Source organism: Paracidovorax valerianellae (genome assembly GCF_900102625.1).
Taxonomy (GTDB): Bacteria; Pseudomonadota; Gammaproteobacteria; order Burkholderiales; family Burkholderiaceae_C; genus Paracidovorax; species Paracidovorax valerianellae.
The window spans coordinates 349,594-370,160 of record NZ_FMZC01000002.1; the positions used below are offsets into that span (position 1 = coordinate 349,594).

Genomic DNA, 20,567 nt, shown 5'->3' on the forward strand with positions numbered 1-20,567 from the left:
CCCGGAGACTCCCGCATGGCCCACGCCGCTTTCCAATGGAACGATCCCTTCTTGCTCGACCAGCAACTGACCGACGACGAGCGCATGGTGCGCGATGCCGCCGCAGCGTACTGCCAGGACAAGCTGGCGCCCCGCGTGCTGGAGCAGTTCCGCCATGAAAAGACCGACGTGTCCATCTTTCGCGAAATGGGCGAAGTGGGCCTGCTGGGCCCGACCATCCCCGAGCAATACGGCGGCCCCGGCCTGAACTACGTGGCCTACGGTCTGATCGCCCGTGAAGTCGAGCGCGTGGATTCGGGCTACCGCTCGATGGCCAGCGTGCAAAGCTCGCTCGTGATGGTGCCGATCTACGAGTTCGGCACCGAAGCGCAAAAGCAGAAGTACCTTCCCAAGCTCGCCAGCGGCGAGTGGATCGGCTGCTTCGGCCTGACCGAGCCCGACCACGGCTCCGACCCCGGCAGCATGGCTTCGCGCGCCAAGAAAGTGCCGGGCGGCTACTCGCTCTCGGGCGCAAAAATGTGGATCACCAACAGCCCCATCGCCGATGTGTTCGTGGTGTGGGCCAAGGAAGTGTCCGAAAGCGGCGCGGTCGGCCCGATCCGCGGCTTCGTGCTCGAAAAAGGCATGAAGGGCCTGAGCGCACCGGCCATCCACGGCAAGGTGGGCCTGCGCGCCAGCATCACCGGCGAGATCGTGATGGACGCGGTCTTCGTACCCGAAGAAAACGCCTTCCCTGAAGTGCAGGGCCTCAAGGGCCCCTTCACCTGCCTGAACAGCGCGCGCTACGGCATCGCCTGGGGCGCACTGGGCGCGGCCGAGTTCTGCTGGCACACCTCGCGCCAGTACACGCTGGACCGCAAGCAGTTCGGCCGCCCCCTGGCCGCCAACCAGCTGATCCAGAAGAAGCTGGCCGACATGCAGACCGAGATCGCCATCGGCCTGCAGGCTTGCCTGCGCCTGGGCCGCATGAAGGACGACGGCACCGCGTCGGTCGAGGCCACGTCGATCATCAAGCGCAACAGCTGCGGCAAGGCGCTGGACATCGCCCGCATGGCGCGCGACATGATGGGCGGCAACGGCATCAGCGATGAATTCGGCGTGGCGCGCCACCTGGTGAACCTGGAAGTGGTCAACACCTATGAAGGCACGCACGACGTGCACGCGCTGATCCTGGGCCGCGCGCAGACCGGCATCGCCGCCTTCGCCAACTGATCGAAGCGACGGGGCCGTGGCCACCGCCCCCGGGCGGCGGCCGCGCACCTGCACGGCAAGCCGGCTTTCGGGACTTGGAGCCTTTTAGGCCTCCAGCGCAATGAATACGCCGGCACATTGCTACATATTTAATAGCAAAGCGATATTTGCATGACCGCACCTTCCCAAGCCCCTGCGGGTGCCCTGGCCGGCATTCGCGTGCTCGATCTGTCCCGCGTGCTGGCCGGCCCCTGGTGCACCCAGGTGTTGGCCGACCTGGGCGCGGACGTGGTCAAGGTGGAACGCCCCGGCGTGGGCGACGACACGCGCCACTGGGGCCCGCCCTTCCTGAAGGACGAGGCCGGCAACGACACGGACCAGGCCGCGTATTTCACGGCGTGCAACCGCAACAAGCGCTCGGTCACCATCGACATGGCCACGCCCGAGGGGCAGGCGCTGATCCGAGATATGGCGCAGCAGGCCGACGTGGTGGTGGAGAACTTCAAGGTCGGCGGGCTGCAGCAATACGGGCTGGACCATGCGAGCCTGCGGGTGCTCAACCCCCGGCTGATCTACTGCTCGGTCACGGGCTTCGGCCAGGACGGACCCTATGCCGAACGCGCCGGCTACGACCTGATGATCCAGGCCATGACCGGGCTGATGAGCATCACCGGCCGGACCGATGGCGAAGCGGGCGCCGGGCCGCTGCGCGTGGGCGTGGCGGTGATCGACCTGTTCACGGGCCTTTATGCCAGCAACGCCATCCTGGCGGCGCTCCATGTGCGCCAGCGCACGGGCGAGGGCCAGCACATCGACATGGCGCTGCTCGACGTGGGCATGGCCGTGCTCGCCAACCAGGCTTCGGGTTTTCTGGCCACGGGCCAGGCGCCCACGCGCCAGGGCAACACCCACCCCAGCCTGGTGCCCTACCAGGACTTCCCCACGTCCGATGGCGCCGTGCTGCTGGCCATCGGCAACGACGGGCAGTTCGCACGCTTTTGCGCCGCCGCCGGTTGCCCGGAATGGGCGCAGGACACCCGATTCGCCACCAATACGTTGCGCGTGAAGCACCGGGCAGAACTCATCCCCGCCATGCAGGCCGTCACCCGCACCCGCACCACGGCCGAGTGGATTGCCCTGCTGCAAGACAAAGCGGTGCCGTGCGGGCCGATCAACACGCTTGCCGAAGCGTTCGACGACCCCCAGGTGCAGGCGCGCGGCCTGCGCGTGGAACAGGCCCGTTGGCCGCAGGGCGAGGTGGGCGATGGCGTGGCCCGCATTGCCGGAGTCGCCAGTCCGATGCGCCTTTCGGCCACGCCGCCGGTGCTGCACCGTGCGCCGCCGGCATTGGGGCAGCACACCGATGAGGTGCTGGTGGAAATGGGGCTCGCGCCCGAGCGGATCGCACAGCTCCGGGCGGCGAAAGTTTTGTAGCCAGCGCTGCTTGATTCCACTTGACCTTTGAAGCCTTGCGACTGCGCAAGGCTTTTTTTATGGCCCAGTCGATTTCCTATTTGATAAAAATGATAAATTAGATAAAATCATTTCCCGGCCGCTTTTCAGCTTTTGCCCTGAACGCCGATAGTGAACAGGGTGAAACCCTTGTTCCTCATCACGGAGCGCGGGCGCAACACGGAAAAAATATTTAGGACCGGGCTTTCATCATCCCGCTCTAAAATTTGTAAACACGCGTATCAATGCGAAGGAGTCAGCGATGAAGGCAGTTCAGCAGGAAATCGACGAGCGGACCAATCTCACCGGCACGAACAAATTCGAGCTTCTGCTCTTCCGTCTGGGCGTTGACGACAACCTGGGCAAGTCCGAGTTGTTCGGCATCAACGTGTTCAAGATCCGCGAGATCGTGGCCATGCCCAGCATCACGCCCATCGCCGGCGCCACGCCGCACTCGCTGGGCGTGGTCAACCTGCGCGGCCAGATCATTCCCGTGCTCGACCTGCCTTCGATCGTCGGCTGCAAGCCCCAGACCGGCCTGAACATCATGCTGGTGACCGAATACGCGCGCACCACGCAAGCCTTCGCGGTCGAATCGGTAGAAGACATCGTGCGACTGGACTGGAAGCAGGTGCTTTCCGCCGAAGCCAGCGGCACCGGCGGCCAGCTGGTGACCAGCATCGCCCGGCTGGACGGCAACACCGATGGCTCGCGCCTGGCGCAGGTGCTGGACGTGGAAGCCATCCTGCAGATGGTCTCGCCCTCCGACGAGCACAAGGTCGATCCCGAGAAGGTCGGCCCGCGCCTGAAGCTCAAGCCCGGCACGATGATCCTGGCGGCCGACGACTCGTTCGTCGCCCGCTCGCTCATCGAGAAGGAACTGCAGGTTTTGCAGGCCCCTTACGAAATGACCAGGTCCGGCAAGGAAGCCTGGGACCGGCTGAACGTCATCGCCCGCGCGGCCGAGGCCGAGGGCAAGACCGCAGCCGACCGCGTGGCCCTGGTGCTGACCGACCTGGAAATGCCGGAAATGGACGGCTTCACGCTCACCCGCAACATCAAGCAGGACGCGCGCCTGAACAAGATTCCGGTGGTGATCCACTCTTCGCTGTCCGGCTCGGCCAACGAGGACCACGTGCGCAGCGTGGGCGCCGATGGCTACGTGGCGAAGTTCGTCGCGGAAGACCTGGCGGAAACCATGCGCCGGGTGCTGCCCAAGTAAGGGCCAGCGCACATTCGCTGCGGCGGCCGCTCGAGGGCGGTGCCGTGGCTGCAACCCCTTCTTTTCCTGGACGCCCGCGCAGCTTCAGCCTCAATCTCAGCGCGGCCGCTCGAACCCGCGTTCGATCCACGCCACGGCGCTGGCGCTGGTGAGCGCGAAGCCGGGCGACACGCCCACGGATGCCAGCAGTTCGCCGTCCAGCGCCGAATGCGCGCTGAGCGTGGCGGTGGGGTGCTCGTCATCGGGCTCGATGGCCAGCGTCACCCGCACGCGCTGGCCTTGCGCCGTCACGGTGACGCTCTTGTTCAACTGGGCATGCAGTTGCTGCTCGTGGCGGCGCAGCACTTCGGAAGCGGTCTTCACCAGCGTGTGAAAGGCGGCGGTGTCCAGCGGCTTGGGGTTCTTCTTGTCGCGGCCCATGGTCCAGGGGCCGACCAGTGCGGGCTCGGATTCGCCCCGCAGCGTCATCTCGACGGCCCAGCCATCGTCGTCTTCGTTCTTGACGACACGCGCCGTCCAGCGCTCGTCGCTCCACAGGCGGGGTTCCTGCACGGGGGCAAATTCGGGGTTTTCGGTCGATTCTTCGGTCATATCGGCGGCCCGGCCCGGGCACAGCGGTGGTGGCCGCGCTGTTCCGGCCTGGGCGGGGAAAACCGAAGAGTGTAGAGCGGGCACCGTTCCCGGCCCTTTCCAAAAACCTCCCAGATCGGTCAAGCCGGACGGTCGAATAGACTGCCGCATGATCCTTGAGACCGCCCCGCTCACCATCCGCCCCGGACAGAATGCCGCCTTCGAACAGGCGTTTGCCGAAGCCCAGCGCCTGATCGCGAGCATGCCGGGATACCTGTCTCACGAACTGCACCACTGCGTGGAGCGACCGCAGGAATACCTTCTGCTGGTGCGCTGGACCACGGTCGAGGCGCACGAACAGGGTTTTCGGCAATCTCCCGAATACCAAGTCTGGAAGTCGCTGCTGCACGGCTTCTACGACCCGTTCCCGACCGTGCTGCATTACGCGCCGGTGGTCCTGCCCCCTGTGTGAAGATGGGGCAAAGCCTGACAATCGGGCCGGCGCACCGTCAACCAAAATGGTTCTCAATGCGTCACACACGGGCGCGGCGCGTCGAATGACCGCCGTCGTCCCCCACCCGCCGCCAGATGCTCCACGCTGTGCGGCCACCAGCCAGCGAGGCCATCACATGTTCCACCCCGCCCTCAAGATATTTGCCGCCAGCGCCCTGGCGGTGCTGGCCACGGGCTGCGCGGTGCCCGGCGACCCGTATTACGAGTCCAACTACCCCTCGTCCAATTACCCGCAGTCCGGCTACCCCACGGCGCCGTCGTACCCCTACCCGTCTGGCGGCTCGACATCCATCACGGTGTACGAGCAACAGCCCGCCTACGGCTACAGCCGCCCGGCCTACCCCGTTTACGTGCCTGTACCGGCCCCCGTTTATGGCGTGGACCGCCGCGACGACTGGCGCGAGCGGCAGATGCGCGAAGACCGCGAGCGTGCCTGGCGCGACCGCCGGGACCGCGAGGCGCGGGAATCTCGGGAATCACGCGAAGCCGACCGCCGCCGTGATCGTGACGGCCAGCGTGCGGATGCCGACCGGCGCCGCGCTGAAATGGACCGCCAGCGTGCCGAACTCGACCGGCAGCGCCGCGAGCAGGCCGACCGCGACAACCGCCAGCGCGGCGAAGACCGCCGACCGCCCGGCGCGCAGGGCCAACGCCCCGCGCCCGGATGGCGCCTGGAACAGAACCCCCAGAACCGGCCATGACCCAGCCCCTCGCCCCCATTCGCTGCGGCCCTGCCGCATGGCGCCTTTGCGCGGCGCTGGCCGTGGCAGCCTGCGCGAGCCTTTCCGGCCCCGTCCAGGCGCAGGTGATGCGCTGCACCGACCCCGGCACCGGCAAAGTGACCTACACGGACGGCGCCTGCGACAAGGGCACGGCCGTGCGCGAGGTCGAGTCTCGCAAGACCCCCGAAGAAATCCAGGAAGAACGCGCACAGGCGCGTGAAGCGCTGCAGCTCAAGCAGCAGCGCCTGCAGATCGAACGCCAGGAGGCCCAGCAGGAAGCGCGGCAGGACCGCGAGCGGTCGGCAGCGCGTGTGCCGGCCGATCCGTCACGCTCGCCCGAATGCGCCCGGTCGCGCCGCAACCTCGACCGCGTGGCCAATGAATCGGGCCTGGGCAATTACGACGGCCAAGCCCGCATGGCTGCGGCGCAGCGCCAGATGGACCTCGATTGCCTCGGCCCTCAGGGCTATGCCGAGGTGGAGCGGGCACGCGGCAGCGGCATGGTCAGCAGTGGCGACTACTACGCGCCGCCCGCGGTGGTGGTCGTGCCGCCACGGCGCCCGGTGGTGGTGCAGCCCGCCCTGCCGGTGCCGTCGGCCCCGATCTCGCACTGCAACGTGTTCCGCTGCTACGACCAGCAGGGCAACGTGCGCCCCCGCTGAAGCGAATCCAAGAAAAGAAGGCCGGTGAAGGCCGCTGAAAGCGGCTCGGTGCGAGACCGCTACCGGGCCCGCAGCCCTTCGGCGACGGTCGGGTAGCGCAACACCACGCGCAACTCCCGGTGCAGCCGCGTGGCATCCAGCCGGCGCGACTCGCCCATGAAGCTCAGCAAGGGGGCCGGCAGTTGCTCCCGTGCGGCTTCGCGCGCCAGGCGCGGTGGGCGTGGCAGGCCATAAAGGTCTGCCGCGAAGTCGAAGTAGTCGCCCATCTTCATATCGCTCGCATCGCTCACGTGGTACACGCGCTGCGGCCGTCCGCGCCACAGCGCGGCCACGCAGGCACGCGCCAGATCGTCGGCATGGATGTGATTGGTGTACACGTCGTCCTCGGGCACCAGCACCGGCGTGCCGCGGCGCAGGCGGGCTTCGGGCGTGCCGCCTTCGCGGTCGGGGGCATAGATGCCCGGGATGCGCAGAATGCTCACGCGCACCGGGCCGCGGCCGAGGTGGCGCACGGCGAGTTCGGCGTTCACCCGGCGCTGCGCACGCGGCGTGGCGGGCGCCACCGGGCGAGCTTCGGTCACCCAGGCGCCGCTGCAGTCGCCATACACACCGCTGGTGGAGCCATAGACCAGCGCCGCTGGCGGCGTGCGTAGGAGCAGCGCGCGGGCCAATGCCACCGTGCGGCCATCGCGCCACCAGGCGGCGCCGGCTGCGGCCTCCCCTGGCGGTGGGGCCAGGTGCAGCACGCGGGTGGCCAGCCCCGACAGTCGCCGCAGGCTGCGAGCGTCGTCCAGGTTGCCGGTCAAGGGCACGATGCCGGCGGCGCGCAGTTCCGCCACGCGATCCAGGCTGGACGTGAGCGCCAGCACCCGGGGCCCGTGCGCACCTGCCGATGCCCCCATGTCGCGTGCCGCGCGCAGGCCCACGTCGCCGCAGCCGATGATGAGCACGCGCTGGCGGCGAAAGCGCGCCGGCAGGGCCCCTAGGGGGCTTTGGTTTGAGGGCAAAATCGGGTCCGTTCGGCGAGAAGAAAACCCCCAAGGATACCCACTCCATGACCCCCGCAGAGACGGCCGCGGCCACCCATCAGATCACCGTACAGCCCAGTGGCAGGGCGTTTTTCGCGCAGCCGGGCGAGTCCATCCTGGCGGCGGCCATCCGCGGCGGCGTGGGCCTGCCCTATGGCTGCAAGGACGGCGCTTGCGGATCGTGCAAGTGCAAGAAACTCAGCGGCTTCGTGGCCCACGGCGAGCACCAGTCCAAGGCCCTGACCGCGGCCGAGGCCGATGCCGGCTTCGTGCTCACCTGCTGCGCCCAGCCGCTGACCGACGTGGTGCTCGAATCGCGCCAGGTCACCGACGAAAGCGCCTACCCGATCAAGAAGCTGCCGGTGCGCGTTTCCACCCTCACGCGGGCGTCGCACGACGTGATGGTCGTGCGCCTGCAGTTGCCGGCGGCCGACACCTTCCGCTACCACGCGGGGCAATACATCGAGTTCATCCTGCGCGACGGCGCGCGCCGCGCCTATTCGATGGCCAATGCGCCCCACACCCAGGCGCAGGCGCCGGGCGTGGAACTGCACATCCGCCACATGGCGGGCGGCCGGTTCACCGACCACGTGTTCGGCGCGATGAAGGAAAAAGAAATCCTGCGCGTCGAAGGCCCCTTCGGCAGCTTCTTTCTGCGCGAAGACAGCACCAAGCCCATCATCCTGCTGGCTTCCGGCACGGGGTTTGCGCCGATCAAGGCGCTCATCGAGCACCTGCAGGCCAAGCGCATCGAACGCCCTGTCACGCTGTACTGGGGCGGCCGCCGCCCTGGCGACCTGTACATGGATGCGTGGGTGCGCGAGCGCATGGCCGAGATGCCGCAGCTGTCGTACGTGCCCGTGGTGTCGCACGCACTGCCCGAAGACGGCTGGACCGGCCGGACCGGCTTCGTGCACCAGGCCGTGATGGACGACCATGCCGATCTGTCAGGCCACCAGGTGTATGCCTGCGGCGCGCCCATCGTGGTGGACACGGCGCGGGTGGCCTACAGCGCTGAGCGCCAACTGCCGCCCGACGAGTTCTATGCGGATGCGTTCACGTCAGAAGCCGACAAGCACGGGGCCAGCGAGCCCTCCACCCAGCCGGCCGGCACTGCGGGCTGAATGGGCTGAACGGCTGAACGTGCCGCTGATCCAGCACCGGATAGATCAACGGCGCCAGCCCGGACGGCCGTAGTAACCGCCCCCATAGCCGCGCCCGTAGCCACCGCGGCCATAGACGCCGAAGAACCCGATGGTGGGCGCCACAACCACTGGCGGCGGGGCCACATAGACGGATTCGGTCTGGTAATAGCCCTGCCCGCCGTAATAGCCAGAGCCTGCGTAGTAACCCCCGACAGGGGCCACGACGCAGCCGGTGAGCAAACTGGCGGCCGCCGATGCGGCAGCGATGGTGAAAAAGCGGATGGACAACATGGTGGCTCCTTGATCGGGTCCGTGGGTTCCATTCAACGCCTCGCACCTTGCCGCAGCGCGTCCGGCCGGTATCGCAGAAGTAACAACAGGTAAGAGCGGCTCAGTGCGACATGGCCCGGCACATTTCCGCGCAACGCCGGCACGCGGCGGCGCAGGCACGGCAGTGGGCCATGTCGTGCCGGGCGCATTCGTTGGCGCAGCTGTCGCAAAGGCGGGCGCACAGGGCGCAGATCTCGTGCGCGTGGGCGCTCTCGCGCGACATGGCGCTGGCAGCCACGCGGCACAGCGCGGCGCAGTCCATGTCCATGGCGATGCACTGGACCATGTAGCGGGGCTCGGGCTCGCGCAGGCACGAGGCAGCGCAGTAATCGCAGGCATCGGCGCATTCGTTGCATGCGCGAATGCAATCGGCGTAGCGCGAGGTGGCCACGGTGTCGTTGGTTTCGGTAAAAGCCTGCGGCATGGAAAGTCCTTCTTCCGCCAGCTCGGCGGGCGTCGATGGGGTGCAAAGGGATGCAAACTGGAAACGTCTTGAACGTTTATAAAAATGCCCCTTTGCGGGCGCTGTAGGACGTGGCAGCAAACTGCTGCATCGCAACCCTTCCGTTTTTTTGCACAATCACCGCATGAACCGCAGAAACCTCCTCCTCTCGGCCGCCGTCCTCGCCTCGGCGTTTGCATCCCCCTTGAGCCACGCGCAGGACGGCCCGATCCGCCTGATCGTGCCGTACGCGCCGGGCGGCCCGCTGGACGTCACGTCCCGCGCGCTGGCCGAACGGGTGCGCGACACGCTGGGCACGGTGATCATCGACAACAAGGCGGGCGCGGGCGGCAACATCGGCGCCGACGCCATCGCCAAGGCGGCACCCGACGGCCTGACCATCGGCCTGGCCGCCACGGCCACGCACGCCGTGAACCCCTGGCTCTACAGCCGCATGCCCTACGACGCGGCCAAGGATTTCGCCGGCATCACGCAGATGGTGAGCGTGCCCAACGTGCTGGTCATCAACTCGGCCAAGGCCGAGGAACTGAAGATCAACACCGTGGCCGACCTGATCGCCTACGCCAAGGCCAACCCCGCCAAGCTGAACTACGGCAGCGGCGGCAACGGCAGCGCCGGCCACCTGGCGGGCGAAATGTTCAAGCAGCGCGCCGGCATCTTCGCGCTGCACATCCCCTACCGCGGCGCCAGCCCGGCGCAGCTGGCCCTGCTGGCGGGCGAAGTGGATTTCAACATCGACAACCTCGCAGCCGCGGCGCCCAACATCCGCTCCGGCAAGCTGAAGGCCCTGGCCGTGACGTCGCCGCAGGCCAGCGCCGCCCTGCCGGGGGTGCCACCGCTGTCGAACACCTTCAAGGGCTTTTCGATCGAGACGTGGTGGGGCCTGGTGGCACCGGCCGGCACGCCCAAGCCCGTCATCGCCAAGCTGAACAAGGCTTTCGTGGCAGCGCTCAACGCGCCCGAAACCAAGACGCGTTTCGCCGCCCTGATGGCCGAGCCCGTGGCCACCACGCCGGAGCAGTTCGATGCGTTCATGGCATCCGAGCGCGCCAAGTACCAGCAAGTGGTGAAGGCCTCAGGCGCCAAGGTCGACTGACCCATCCGGGGGCTGCAGCGTCGGCTGACAGCCCCTGCCAGCGGCCCATCCGGCATTTGCATGAAAATGGCCGCCAGCGCATATTCCCCTAGGGTGGTTAGCTATATTTTTTATAGCACTTCGATTCAACCGACCGCGTTGAACTGCCGCCGGTAAGCGGAGGGCGCAATGCCCACCGCGGCGGAGAAATGCTGCCGCAGCGACACGGCGGAGCCGAAGCCCGATTCGGCGGCCACGGCCTCGATGGACTGGTCGCCCCCCTCCAGCAGGCGCTGCGCCAGCGCGATGCGCTGGTTCTGCAGCCATTGCCCGACCGTCGTTCCGGTGGACAGCCGAAAACGCCGCGTGAAGGTGCGCGGGCTCATCACGGCCCGCTCGGCCAGCGCCTCCAGCGTGTGGGTTTCGTGCAGATGCTCGCCCAGCCACTGCAGCAGCGGCGCCAGCCGATCCCCCCGCACCGATGGCGCCACCGGCTGCTGGATGTACTGAGCCTGCCCGCCCTGGCGGTGCGGCGCCACCACCATGCGGCGCGCCGCGTGATTGGCCGCTTCGGCACCGTGCTGCTGGCGCAGCAGGTGCAGGCAGCAATCGATGCCCGCCGCGGTGCCGGCCGAGGTGAGCACCAATCCGTCTTCCACATACAGCACCTCGGGCCGCAGCGACACCTGCGGGTAGCGCCGTGCGAACTCCGCCGCCAGCACCCAGTGCGTGGTCGCCGCCCGGCCATCGAGCAGCCCCGCTTCGGCCAGCACGAACGCTCCCAGGCACAGGCCCACGATGCGGGCGCCCCGGCGGTGCGCGGCGCGCAGCGCGGCCAGCAGTGCGGGCGGCACAGGGGCCAGGTCTTCATGCCACGACGGCACGACGATGGTGTGCGCACGCCGCAGCGCCGCCAGGCCCCGGCGCACGTCGATGCCGAAACCAGCCGAGGTGCGCAACGGGCCGGGCTCCACCGCGCACACCACCACCCGGTAGCGCGCCGCGCCCTGCGCCGTGCGGTCTTCGCCGAACACCAGGCAAGGCACCGAGAGATGAAACGGGCTGATGCCGTCGAAGGCGACGACGGCAACGGTTTCTGGCGTGGGCGTAGGCGTAGGCGTGGGCGATGAGTGGTCGGTGCTTTTCATGATGGCTCGATTCTATCGATCGATGTCATTCAAGCCACTTTCGGTGGCAAGGCAGAGGGCGAACAATCCAGCCATTCCCTTCCGCAACGTTCGCAACCGTCATCACCAAGGACTTCAGCCATGACCTCTACCTCCACACCCCGCCGCGCGCTCGTCGTCATCGACGTACAAAACGAATACTTCCCCGGGGGCAACCTGCCCATCGAGCACCCGCCCGTCGCCGACACGCTGCCCAACATCGCGCGGGCCATGGACGCGGCCCACGCCACCGGCCTGCCGGTGGTCGTGGTGCAGCACACCGCGCCGGCCGGCTCGCCCGTGTTCGACAAGGCCACCGATCGCTGGCAACTGCACCCCGAAGTGGCGCGCCGCCCGGCCGACCATCGCATCGAGAAAACGCTCGCGAGCGTCTTCGCCGGCACCGACCTGGCCGACTGGCTGTCAGCCCGCGGCATCGACACGCTCACCATCGTGGGCTACATGACGCACAACTGCGACGCCAGCACGATCTTCGAAGCGGCCCATCGCGGCCTGGAGGTGGAGTTTCTGAGCGACGCCAGCGGCGCCCTGCCCTACGCCAACGCCGCGGGCCGCGTGAGTGCCGAAGAGATCCACCGTGTGTTCAGCGTGGTGTTCCACAGCAACTTCGCCGCCGTGGCGCCCACCAGCGACTGGGTGGCTGCGGTGCAGGCGGGCCAGGCCCTGCCCAAGGACAACGTGTTCAGCTCCAACCAGCGCGGGCGCCAGGCCGCCTGAGCGGCCGGGCCAGCCACCTCAGGGCCAGAAAGCGCCGAGCCGCTCGATGCGCTGCGATTGCACAGCGGCCAGGCGGGCCGCATCGACGCGGCCTGGCGCGATCTCGGCCAGGGGCCGCAGTACGAAGGCGCGCTCTTGCATGCGCGGATGGGGCACCGTCAGTTCAGGGGTGTCGATGCGCTCGTCGCCGTAGAGCAGCACGTCCAGGTCCAGCGTGCGCGGCGCATTGCGGTAAGGGCGCTCGCGGCCAGCCGCCTGCTCGATGGCCTGCAGGGCCCGCAGCAGGTCGATCGCGGGCCAGGGCGTGGCCAGTTCGGCCACGGCATTCAGGTAGTCGGGGCCGCCGGCATCCACCGGTGCGCTGCGATACAGCGACGACACCCGCACCACGCGGGTGTCCGGCCAGCGGGCCATGGCGCCGAGCGCGCCGAGCAGCGCCCCTCGCGCATCGCCCAGGTTGGCCCCCAGCCCGATCCATGCCGGCACCGGCACCGACCCTGGCAGCGTCGCCGTCACGGTGCGCGCTCCCGCACCCGGGGTCAGTCGTTCGGGTGGCCGGACGAAGGTGCCGGTGCGGCGCCTTCACCACCGGCACCACCACCGCCGCCAGCGGGCTTGCGGCGGCGACGGCGGCGCTTCTTCGGGGCAGCGCCGTCGCCCGCGGTTTCTTCGCCGCCGTCGTGTTCGTGGTCTTCAGACGACGAGGACGAAGACGAGGATGGCGAGGCCGCCGCTGCGCGCGGTTCATTGGATGCAGCGGCGCCACCGTCCGCATCGGCGGGCCGTGGCACGCGGCGCACGACCGGCTGGGCCTTGCGCTGGCGGGTCTTCTGCTCTTCGCGCGCCTGGTCGATCATGTCGTCGCGGCGCAGGTCGTCGGCGTGCTGGAACTCTTGCCACCACTCGGCCAGCGCTTCCTCGACCTCGCCCACGTCGGCGCGCAGTCGCATGAAGTCGAAGCCGGCCCGAAAGCGCGCCTGGGCCACCATGCTGTAAGGCGTGGAGCCCACGCGCTTGTCAAAGCGCGGCTGCATGACCCAGATCTCGCGCATGTCGGCGGCCAGCTTGCCGCGGCCCGACACGTCGCCGATGCGCCGCTCGAACACTTCGTCGATCGCATCCTGCAGCGCGGGGAACGGCTGCTCGCGCTGGGCGATGCGGCGGTCCCAGCCGGTCTTCACGTCCTGCCACAGCACGCAGGCCAGCAAAAAGCTCGGTGCCACGGGCTTGCCCTCACCCACGCGGCGGTCGGTGTCGGCCAGCGCGGCGCTCACGAACGAGGTGTCGGCCCGCTCGACCACTACGTCCAGCAGCGGGTAGATGCCGGTCGTCATGCCCAGCTTCTTCAGCTGCGCGATGGTGGCCATGGCGTGGCCCGTCTGCAGCAGCTTGAGCATTTCGTCGAACATGCGGCTTTGCGGCACGTCGGCCAGCAAGGTCTGCGATTCGATCAGCGGGCCGGCCGTCTTCGGCTCGATGGTGAAGCCCAGGCCCGCCAGCTTGGCCGAGAAACGCACGGCGCGGATGATGCGCACCGGGTCTTCGCGGTAGCGCGTGGCCGGGTCGCCGATCATGCGCAACAGCTTTTTCTTCGCGTCCTGAATGCCCTTGTGGTAGTCCACCACGACCTGGGTTTCAGGGTCGTAGTACATGGCGTTCACGGTGAAGTCGCGGCGCGTGGCGTCTTCGTCCTGCGGGCCCCACACGTTGTCGCGCAGCACGCGGCCGCTGGCATCCACGGCATGCTGCATGCCCACCAGTTGCTGCTTGCTCGTCTTTTCGTTGCCGCTCACCTGCTGCTCGATGGCGGTGTTGTCCAGGTAGGCGCGGAAGGTCGAGACCTCGATCACCTCGTGCTCGCGGCCCCGGCCGTGCACCACGTGCACGATGCGAAAGCGCTTGCCGATGATGAACGCGCGCCGGAACAGGCCCTTGACCTGCTCGGGCGTGGCGTTGGTGGCCACGTCGAAATCCTTGGGCCGCAGACCCAGCAGCAGGTCGCGCACCGCGCCGCCGACGATGTAGGCCTCGAAGCCCGCGGCCTTGAGCGTGCGCACGACGTCGGCCGCGCGGCGGTCCACCAGTTCGGGGTCGATGCCGTGCACCGAGGCGGGCACTTCCTCGCGCTTGCCGAAGCGGTTCTTGCCGCGACCGGCGCCAGCGGCGCCCTTGCCCAGCAGTTTGTCGATGAACGTCTTGATCATGGTTGGGTGGGAAAGAGATCCAATATGCGCCAGCCACGCTGCTGCGCGAGCGCCCGCAGGCGGGGGTCGGGGTTGGTGGCCACCGGGTGGTTGACGGTTTCGAGCAGCGGCACGTCGTTCATGGAGTCGCTGTAGAAGGTGCTCTCCACGCCGCTCCAGGCCAGGCCGCGTGCGGCCAGCCATTCTTCCATGCGCCGGACCTTGCCCTCGCGCATGGTCGGCGTGCCCTCGATGGCGCCGGTGTACCAGCCCTGCGCATCGCGCGCAAGGCCCATGGAGAGCAGTTCGTTCACGCCCAGCGCCCGGGCGATGGGGCCGGTCACGAACTCGTTGGTCGCGGTGATGATCACCACTTGGTCGCCCGCGGCCTGGTGCTGTTGCACCAGTTGCAGCGCCTGCGGGTGGATGGCTGGCTCGATCACCTCGCGCATGAACTGCGCGTGCGCGGTGGCAGCGGCTTCCGGGCCGCGCTGGCGCACCGCGTCGATGGCGAAGCGCACGTAGTCGTGCACGTTCAGCGTGCCGGCCTGGTAGTGGGCATAGAACTCGTCGTTGCGGCGGCCGAACTCGACCGGATCGTTCCAGCCGATGCGAATGGTGAACTCGCCCCATTCGTAGTCGGAGTCGAGCGGCAGCAGCGTGTGATCGAGATCGAACAGGGCCAGCCGAGGGCGTTGCGCCGGGGGTTCAGGGTTCATGCGTGAAGGGTTCGGAAGGGTCGGAGCGAAGGCCGGCAGCGCGCGCTGCTATTCGGACTCCAGCATGGCCCGGAGCAAGGGAATGGTGATGGCGCGCTGGGTGCGCAGGGCGAAGCTGTCGAGCTGGTCCAGCAACTGCATGAGGCTGCCCAGGTCGCGCGAGAAGCGCTTGAGCATGTAATCCATCACGTCGTCGCCCAGGAAGATGCCGCGTGCGTCGGCCTCCTGGCGCAGCACGGCGCGGCGCTCGGCCTCGCCCAGCAGGTGCAACTGAAAGATGTGGCCCCAGCCCAGGCGGCTGCGCAGGTCGTCGCGCAGCGGCAGGTCGGCGGGGGGCGTCTGGCCGGTGGCCAGCACCCAGCGGGGCTCGCCCACGGCGGGACTGATGGCGTTGACGAACCAGTTGAACGCCGCGGCCTGCTGGGCGGTGTTGTACAGATGCACTTCGTCCAGCAGCACGGCGGACCAGCGGTCGTCGAACGCGGTGGGCTCGGCCACCGAGGCATCGAGCCAGCCGACCGAGGCGCCCTGCTCGCGCAGCGCCTCGCGCACGGCTTCCAGCAGGTGGGTCTTGCCGCTGCCCGATTCGCCCCAGAGGTAGGTGGGCACCGGCGAGCGCAGCACTTCGGTGGTGCCTTCGCCCACGGCCAGGCGCAGGTGCTGCAGTGCGGCCTCGTTGGTGCCGGCGAAGAAACGGGAGAGCGTGGGCCCCGTGGCCAGGCCGATGTCGAGTGCCAGCTGCTTCATGCCGGCCGCCCCGGCGCGGCGCCGCGCACGCCCCGAATGCACGGCACGCACCGGCGATGGGCGCGGTGCGAAGCGGCGGGCAGCAGGAGGGAGCGAGGCGGCATGAAGAAAGAAGGAATAACGGGCTAGCGGAAACCAGGGGCTGAAGGCGGAGAACAGGGGGCGTGGCCCCGGCGCCCGAGGCGCACTGCCGCGAATTTTAGTCTGCCGCAGCCACCCCGCCGGCCATGGCGCCGCACACCTGCCGGACAGCCGCCACGGGACACCCGCAGCCGGGGCCATCCGCCGGCCCAGCGGGGGTATTGGCGGGGCGGCCGGGCGGGGCCCTTAAAATCCGCCGCTTCAGCCCGCCGCGCGGGCCCACCAGCACTCACGAACCCTTCCATGAGCTCTTCCGCCCCCACCACCCCCATCTCCTACAAAGACGCTGGCGTCGACATCGATGCCGGCGACGCGCTGGTCGAGCGCATCAAGCCGCTCGCCAAGAAGACCATGCGCGAGGGCGTGCTGGCCGGCATCGGCGGTTTCGGCGCCCTGTTCGAGGTGCCCAAGCGCTACCAGGAACCCGTGCTGGTGAGCGGCACCGACGGCGTGGGCACCAAGCTCAAGCTGGCGTTCGAATGGAACATGCACGACACCGTGGGCATCGACCTGGTGGCCATGAGCGTGAACGACGTGCTGGTGCAGGGCGCCGAGCCGCTGTTCTTTCTGGACTACTTCGCCTGCGGCAAGCTCGACGTGGACACGGCCGCGGCCGTGGTGGGCGGCATCGCCCGGGGCTGCGAACTGTCGGGCTGCGCCCTGATCGGCGGCGAAACGGCTGAAATGCCCGGCATGTACCCCGCCGGCGAATACGACCTGGCCGGCTTTGCCGTCGGCGCCGTCGAAAAATCGAAGATCCTCACCGGCAAGACCGTGGCGGCCGGCGACGTGGTGCTGGGCCTGGCCTCGGCCGGCGTGCATTCCAACGGCTTCAGCCTGGTGCGCAAGTGCATCGAGCGGGCCGGCGACTCGGCCCCCGCCACGCTGGACGGCAAGCCCTTCAAGCAGGCCATCATGGAACCCACCCGCCTGTACGTGAAGAACGTGCTGGCCGCGCTGGCCCAGTACCCCGCCCCGCAAGATGCGGCGTCGGCCGGCGGCATCAAGGCCCTGGCCCACATCACCGGCGGCGGCCTGCTGGAGAACATTCCCCGCGTCCTGCCCGACGGCCTGGCAGCGCACCTGAAGGCCGGCAGCTGGCCGCAGACCGAGCTGTTCGCCTGGCTGCAAAAGACCGCCGGCATCGACGACATCGAGATGAACCGCACCTTCAACAACGGCATCGGCATGGTGGTGGTGGTGTCGGCCGCTCAGGCCGAAGCCACGGCGGCCACGCTGCGCTCGCTGGGCGAGACGGTCTACACGATCGGCACCATTGCCGAGCGCGGCGACGGCGCCGCCGTGGTCGTGGGCTGACGCCCCCGCCACCCGCTGCACCCCGCCGCATCCGCCGCCCATGATGGAGCCGCTCGCGCCGCACGACGTCCCGCCCTCCGCCGCCGGCCCCGCGCGTGCGGCGTCCCCGGTTCCTCCGGCCACCGAGCCGGTGGGCGCTGCGGCCAGCGCATCCCCTGGCGTGCCGGCCAGCACGCCGCCCCCTCCCCTTCCCGTTCCCCCTCCCGTTCCCCTTGCCGACGCCACCCGCGCGTTCGGCAGACACCGCGGCGTGGTCACCGCCAGTTACGTGCTCATGGCCTGCGCGCTGCTGCTGGTGATGTGGCAGGGCCTGCTGCCCGGCCTGCTGTGCGCCTGCCTGGGTTTTCTGCTCACGCGGTGGCTGGCGCCCCGGCTGGCCTGGCCGCCCGGGCGCGCCGTGGTCCAGCGGCCGGGCGGCGGCGCCACGGCGGGCCAGGCGATCGCCGCGGCCGTGGTCATGCTGGCGCCGCTGTCACTGATCGTGCTGGCGGCGTCGCACTCGCGCAGCTACATCGTCGAGGCGCCGCAGCAATACCGCGAGCTGCTCGATTTTCTGGCCCGCACGGTGCTGGAGCTGCGCCTCAAACTGCCGCCCGACATCGCCTCCCACCTGCCCGAGGGCGCCGTCGAGATCCAGCGCACCATCGCCGGCTACCTGGGCGCCAAGGCCGGCGCGCTTGCCATGGCGGGGCGGGCCTGGCTCAGCGGCCTGCTGCACGCCTACGTGGGCCTGCTGATCGGCGCGCTGGCGGCCGTGCGCACCCTGGGCGGCACGCGCGGCCCGCTGGCCCAGGCCCTGGCCACGCGCATCACGTTCTTCGGCGAGGCGTTCCGGCAGATCGTGGCGGCGCAGTTCTGGATCGCCGCCTTCAACACGCTGCTCACCGCCATCTTCCTGCTCGGCGTGCTGCCGCTGTGGGGCATGCAACTGCCCTACACGCCCGCGCTGATCACGCTCACCTTTCTGGCCGGGCTGGTGCCCATCGTGGGCAACCTGCTGTGCAACGCGGTCATCACCATCGTCGGGCTGTCGGTGTCGCCCGCGGCGGCCATTGCGTGCCTGGTCTTCCTGATCCTGATCCACAAGGCCGAATACGTCATCAACGCCAAGGTGGTGGGCCAGCGCACACACATGGGCGTGTGGGAACTGCTGGCGGTGATGTTCGTGGCCGAGGCCGTGTTCGGCCCCGCCGGGCTGGTGGCGGCGCCGCTGTTCTACGCGTACCTCAAGAAAGAACTGCAGGCCGCGCAGCTCGTCTAGTCAGCCCATCCAGGCACCTCGTCCACGCAGTTCGTCCAGCCAGCGCGGGCCGGCGCCCGGCAGCCGGGCCCCGCCCCGCCACCCGCGCCTTCATCGCGGCCCGGCACCACAGCCACGCAAAGCCCATGGCACAAACCCGCCCCACGGGTTTGTGCCGAGCCGGCGCCTTTCACTCAAGCATTACGCTGGCCCGGTGCGCCACGCAGCCCCGTGGGACGGCGTGCAGCGCCCACGGCCCCAATCGCCTGCCTCGAAGGGTTCCCATGACCATCGCAAGAAAACTGGCCCTCCTCGTGCTGAGCGCCATTCTCGGCATCGCGGTGATGACGGCGTGGTTCCTGGTCTCCGAGCGACAGCTCATCCTGCAAGAGCGCCAGACCGGCGTGCGCCAGGTGGTCGAGGCGGCGCACGGCATCGCCACGCATTTTCATGACCTGAGCACCAAGGGCGGGCTGTCCGATGAAGAGGCCCGCAAGCGCGCGGCCGCCGCCATCCAGGCCCTGCGCTACAGCGGCAACGAATACGTCTGGATCAACGACATGCACCCGCGCATGGTCATGCACCCGGTGCGCCCCGAGCTGAACGGCAAGGACCTGACCGACAACAAGGACCCCAACGGCAAGCCTCTGTTCATGGAGTTCGTGCGCACCGTGCAGGCCAGCGGTGCGGGCTTCGTGCCCTACCTGTGGCCCAAGCCCGGCAGCGAAGCGCCGGTCGAGAAGACGTCGTACGTCAAGGGCTTCGCGCCCTGGGGCTGGGTGATCGGATCGGGCGTGTATATCGACACGGTCAACGCCGCGATCTGGCAGCGCGCCCTGGGGTTCGGCCTCGTGGCCGCACTGCTGGGGGCCGCGCTGCTGGTGATCGGCACCCTGATATCGCGCAACCTGCTGCGCCAACTGGGCGGCGAGCCCGGGTACGCCCGCACCATCGCCCGCAGCATTTCGGAGGGCGATCTGTCGGTGGCGGTGGACACCCGCCAGGGCGACCGCTCCAGCCTGCTGCTGGACATGCAGGCCATGCGCGACAGCCTGCACCGCATCGTGCAGCGCGTGCGAGACGGCACCGAGCACATCGCGGGCGCCTCGCAGCAGATCGCGGCCGGCAACCACGACCTGTCGGCCCGCACCGAATCGCAGGCCAGCGCGCTGGAGCAGACCGCCGCCTCGATGGAGGAGATGACCTCCAACGTGAAGCAGAACGCCGACAACGCCCGGCAGGCCAGCGTGCTGGCGCAATCGGCGTCCGACGTGGCCCGCCAGGGCGGCACCGTGGTGGACAAGGTGGTGCAGACCATGGGCTCCATCGATGCGTCGTCGCGCAAGGTGTCAGAAATCACCGGGGTGATCGAAGGCATCGCGTTCCAGACCAACATCCTCGCCCTGAACGCAGCGGTCGAGGCGGCTCGGGCTGGCGAACAAGGCCGTGGCTTCGCGGTGGTGGCCACCGAAGTGCGCAGCCTGGCGCAGCGCTCGTCCGAGGCGGCCAAGGAGATCAAGGCGCTGATCGGCCACTCCGCCGAGCAGGTGAAGGCCGGCACCCAGTTGGCCCAGGAAGCCGGCACGACCATGCAAAACCTGGTGGACAGCGTGCTGCGCGTGTCTGCCGTGATCGAAGACATCAGCCAGGCCAGCCGCGAGCAGACCGACGGCATCGAGCAGATCAACGAAGCCATCTCGCAGATGGACCAGGGCACGCAGCAAAACGCCGCCCTCGTCGAGCAGGCCACCGCCGCTGCCGCCTCGCTGCAGCAGCAGGCCAACGAGCTCAAGCAGGTGGTGGCGGCCTTTCACCTGCACCCGGCCGTGGATGGATCGAAAGGCTCGGAAGGTTCGGGGCAAGGCACGGGGCAGGCTGCGCTGCGCCGGCCGGGGCCAGCCCTCCGTGCATTGAACTGACGCCAGCGCCCGCTGCGGTGGCAC

21 protein-coding genes are annotated in these 20,567 nt (G+C 68.8%); 12 read left to right on the plus strand and 9 right to left on the minus strand.

All coding sequences use genetic code 11. The features are described from left to right. Positions 1-15 precede the first annotated feature (15 nt). The 3 genes from BLT03_RS04250 to BLT03_RS04260 all read left to right on the plus strand — a co-directional run bounded on the left by BLT03_RS04250 (position 16) and on the right by BLT03_RS04260 (position 3,865). Positions 16-1,212 carry an acyl-CoA dehydrogenase gene (locus BLT03_RS04250; protein WP_092740627.1) on the plus strand — a complete coding sequence of 399 codons (1,197 nt, stop codon included), beginning with the start codon at positions 16-18 and terminating at the stop codon, positions 1,210-1,212. A gap of 150 nt (positions 1,213-1,362) precedes the next feature. After that, positions 1,363-2,625, plus strand: coding sequence for a CaiB/BaiF CoA transferase family protein (locus BLT03_RS04255; protein ID WP_092740629.1), 1,263 nt, complete (start codon positions 1,363-1,365; stop codon positions 2,623-2,625). A gap of 280 nt (positions 2,626-2,905) precedes the next feature. Beyond that, positions 2,906-3,865, plus strand: a complete 960-nt coding sequence (locus BLT03_RS04260; protein WP_092740631.1) for a chemotaxis protein — start codon at positions 2,906-2,908, stop codon at positions 3,863-3,865. Positions 3,866-3,961: 96 nt separating this feature from the next. Here the strand turns inward: BLT03_RS04260 and BLT03_RS04265 are convergent, their stop codons facing one another. After that, positions 3,962-4,456 (minus strand): hypothetical protein, encoded by a 495-nt coding sequence (locus tag BLT03_RS04265; RefSeq protein WP_092740633.1) that lies wholly within the window; start codon positions 4,454-4,456, stop codon positions 3,962-3,964. 148 nt (positions 4,457-4,604) lie between these two features. Here BLT03_RS04265 and BLT03_RS04270 point away from each other — a divergent pair, with 148 nt between their 5' ends. The 3 genes from BLT03_RS04270 (at position 4,605) to BLT03_RS04280 (ending at position 6,332) form a co-directional block, all read left to right on the plus strand. Beyond that, entirely contained in the window at positions 4,605-4,907 is a 303-nt protein-coding gene (locus BLT03_RS04270) for an antibiotic biosynthesis monooxygenase family protein (protein ID WP_092740635.1), read from the plus strand. Positions 4,908-5,064: 157 nt separating this feature from the next. Then, complete coding sequence (locus BLT03_RS04275) at positions 5,065-5,649, plus strand: hypothetical protein (RefSeq protein ID WP_175537658.1); 585 nt, start codon at positions 5,065-5,067, stop codon at positions 5,647-5,649. After that, positions 5,646-6,332 carry a DUF4124 domain-containing protein gene (locus BLT03_RS04280; protein ID WP_092740637.1) on the plus strand — a complete coding sequence of 229 codons (687 nt, stop codon included), beginning with the start codon at positions 5,646-5,648 and terminating at the stop codon, positions 6,330-6,332. The genes BLT03_RS04275 and BLT03_RS04280 overlap by 4 nt, the downstream gene beginning before the upstream one ends. Before the next feature lie 59 nt (positions 6,333-6,391). Here the strand turns inward: BLT03_RS04280 and BLT03_RS04285 are convergent, their stop codons facing one another. Then, positions 6,392-7,339 carry an NAD-dependent epimerase/dehydratase family protein gene (locus BLT03_RS04285; RefSeq protein WP_092740639.1) on the minus strand — a complete coding sequence of 316 codons (948 nt, stop codon included), beginning with the start codon at positions 7,337-7,339 and terminating at the stop codon, positions 6,392-6,394. A gap of 47 nt (positions 7,340-7,386) precedes the next feature. Between BLT03_RS04285 and BLT03_RS04290 the strand changes: the two genes are divergently transcribed. Then, a complete protein-coding gene (locus BLT03_RS04290) occupies positions 7,387-8,484 on the plus strand; it encodes a CDP-6-deoxy-delta-3,4-glucoseen reductase (RefSeq protein ID WP_092740641.1) in 1,098 nt (365 codons plus the stop codon). A gap of 45 nt (positions 8,485-8,529) precedes the next feature. Here the strand turns inward: BLT03_RS04290 and BLT03_RS04295 are convergent, their stop codons facing one another. Together BLT03_RS04295 and BLT03_RS04300 are read right to left on the minus strand one after the other, a co-directional pair. Further along, positions 8,530-8,796 (minus strand): hypothetical protein, encoded by a 267-nt coding sequence (locus BLT03_RS04295; protein ID WP_092740643.1) that lies wholly within the window; start codon positions 8,794-8,796, stop codon positions 8,530-8,532. 100 nt (positions 8,797-8,896) lie between these two features. After that, complete coding sequence (locus BLT03_RS04300) at positions 8,897-9,259, minus strand: four-helix bundle copper-binding protein (protein ID WP_092740645.1); 363 nt, start codon at positions 9,257-9,259, stop codon at positions 8,897-8,899. A gap of 163 nt (positions 9,260-9,422) precedes the next feature. Here BLT03_RS04300 and BLT03_RS04305 point away from each other — a divergent pair, with 163 nt between their 5' ends. Continuing rightward, a complete protein-coding gene (locus tag BLT03_RS04305; protein WP_092740647.1) occupies positions 9,423-10,394 on the plus strand; it encodes a Bug family tripartite tricarboxylate transporter substrate binding protein in 972 nt (323 codons plus the stop codon). Between the two features lie 125 nt (positions 10,395-10,519). Here BLT03_RS04305 and BLT03_RS04310 read toward each other — a convergent pair whose 3' ends face one another. Beyond that, complete coding sequence (locus BLT03_RS04310; RefSeq protein ID WP_092740649.1) at positions 10,520-11,521, minus strand: GlxA family transcriptional regulator; 1,002 nt, start codon at positions 11,519-11,521, stop codon at positions 10,520-10,522. 120 nt (positions 11,522-11,641) lie between these two features. On the opposite strand from BLT03_RS04310, the gene BLT03_RS04315 reads away from it, so the two are divergent. Beyond that, positions 11,642-12,277 (plus strand): cysteine hydrolase family protein, encoded by a 636-nt coding sequence (locus tag BLT03_RS04315; protein ID WP_092740651.1) that lies wholly within the window; start codon positions 11,642-11,644, stop codon positions 12,275-12,277. An 18-nt stretch (positions 12,278-12,295) separates the two neighbouring features. Here BLT03_RS04315 and folK read toward each other — a convergent pair whose 3' ends face one another. From folK to hda, 4 genes are read right to left on the minus strand one after another with little or no spacing between them, the layout of a single operon-like run. Continuing rightward, a complete protein-coding gene (gene folK, locus BLT03_RS04320; RefSeq protein WP_245711236.1) occupies positions 12,296-12,793 on the minus strand; it encodes a 2-amino-4-hydroxy-6-hydroxymethyldihydropteridine diphosphokinase in 498 nt (165 codons plus the stop codon). A gap of 23 nt (positions 12,794-12,816) precedes the next feature. Further along, positions 12,817-14,481, minus strand: coding sequence for a polynucleotide adenylyltransferase PcnB (gene pcnB, locus BLT03_RS04325; RefSeq protein WP_092740655.1), 1,665 nt, complete (start codon positions 14,479-14,481; stop codon positions 12,817-12,819). Beyond that, the gene (locus BLT03_RS04330) at positions 14,478-15,179 is read right to left on the minus strand and encodes a histidinol-phosphatase (RefSeq protein ID WP_092740657.1); all 702 of its coding nucleotides are present in this window, start codon (positions 15,177-15,179) and stop codon (positions 14,478-14,480) included. Before BLT03_RS04330 ends, pcnB begins: the two co-directional genes overlap by 4 nt. Before the next feature lie 48 nt (positions 15,180-15,227). Then, positions 15,228-15,926: a DnaA regulatory inactivator Hda gene (gene hda, locus BLT03_RS04335; protein ID WP_092740659.1), complete on the minus strand. Its 699-nt coding sequence runs from the start codon at positions 15,924-15,926 to the stop codon at positions 15,228-15,230. A 384-nt stretch (positions 15,927-16,310) separates the two neighbouring features. Between hda and purM the strand changes: the two genes are divergently transcribed. The 3 genes from purM (at position 16,311) to BLT03_RS04350 (ending at position 20,543) form a co-directional block, all read left to right on the plus strand. Then, complete coding sequence (gene purM / locus BLT03_RS04340) at positions 16,311-17,384, plus strand: phosphoribosylformylglycinamidine cyclo-ligase (protein WP_092740661.1); 1,074 nt, start codon at positions 16,311-16,313, stop codon at positions 17,382-17,384. A 160-nt stretch (positions 17,385-17,544) separates the two neighbouring features. Next, complete coding sequence (locus tag BLT03_RS04345; RefSeq protein WP_434802328.1) at positions 17,545-18,645, plus strand: AI-2E family transporter; 1,101 nt, start codon at positions 17,545-17,547, stop codon at positions 18,643-18,645. Between the two features lie 263 nt (positions 18,646-18,908). Next, entirely contained in the window at positions 18,909-20,543 is a 1,635-nt protein-coding gene (locus tag BLT03_RS04350) for a methyl-accepting chemotaxis protein (protein WP_245711238.1), read from the plus strand. Positions 20,544-20,567: the final 24 nt, after the last annotated feature.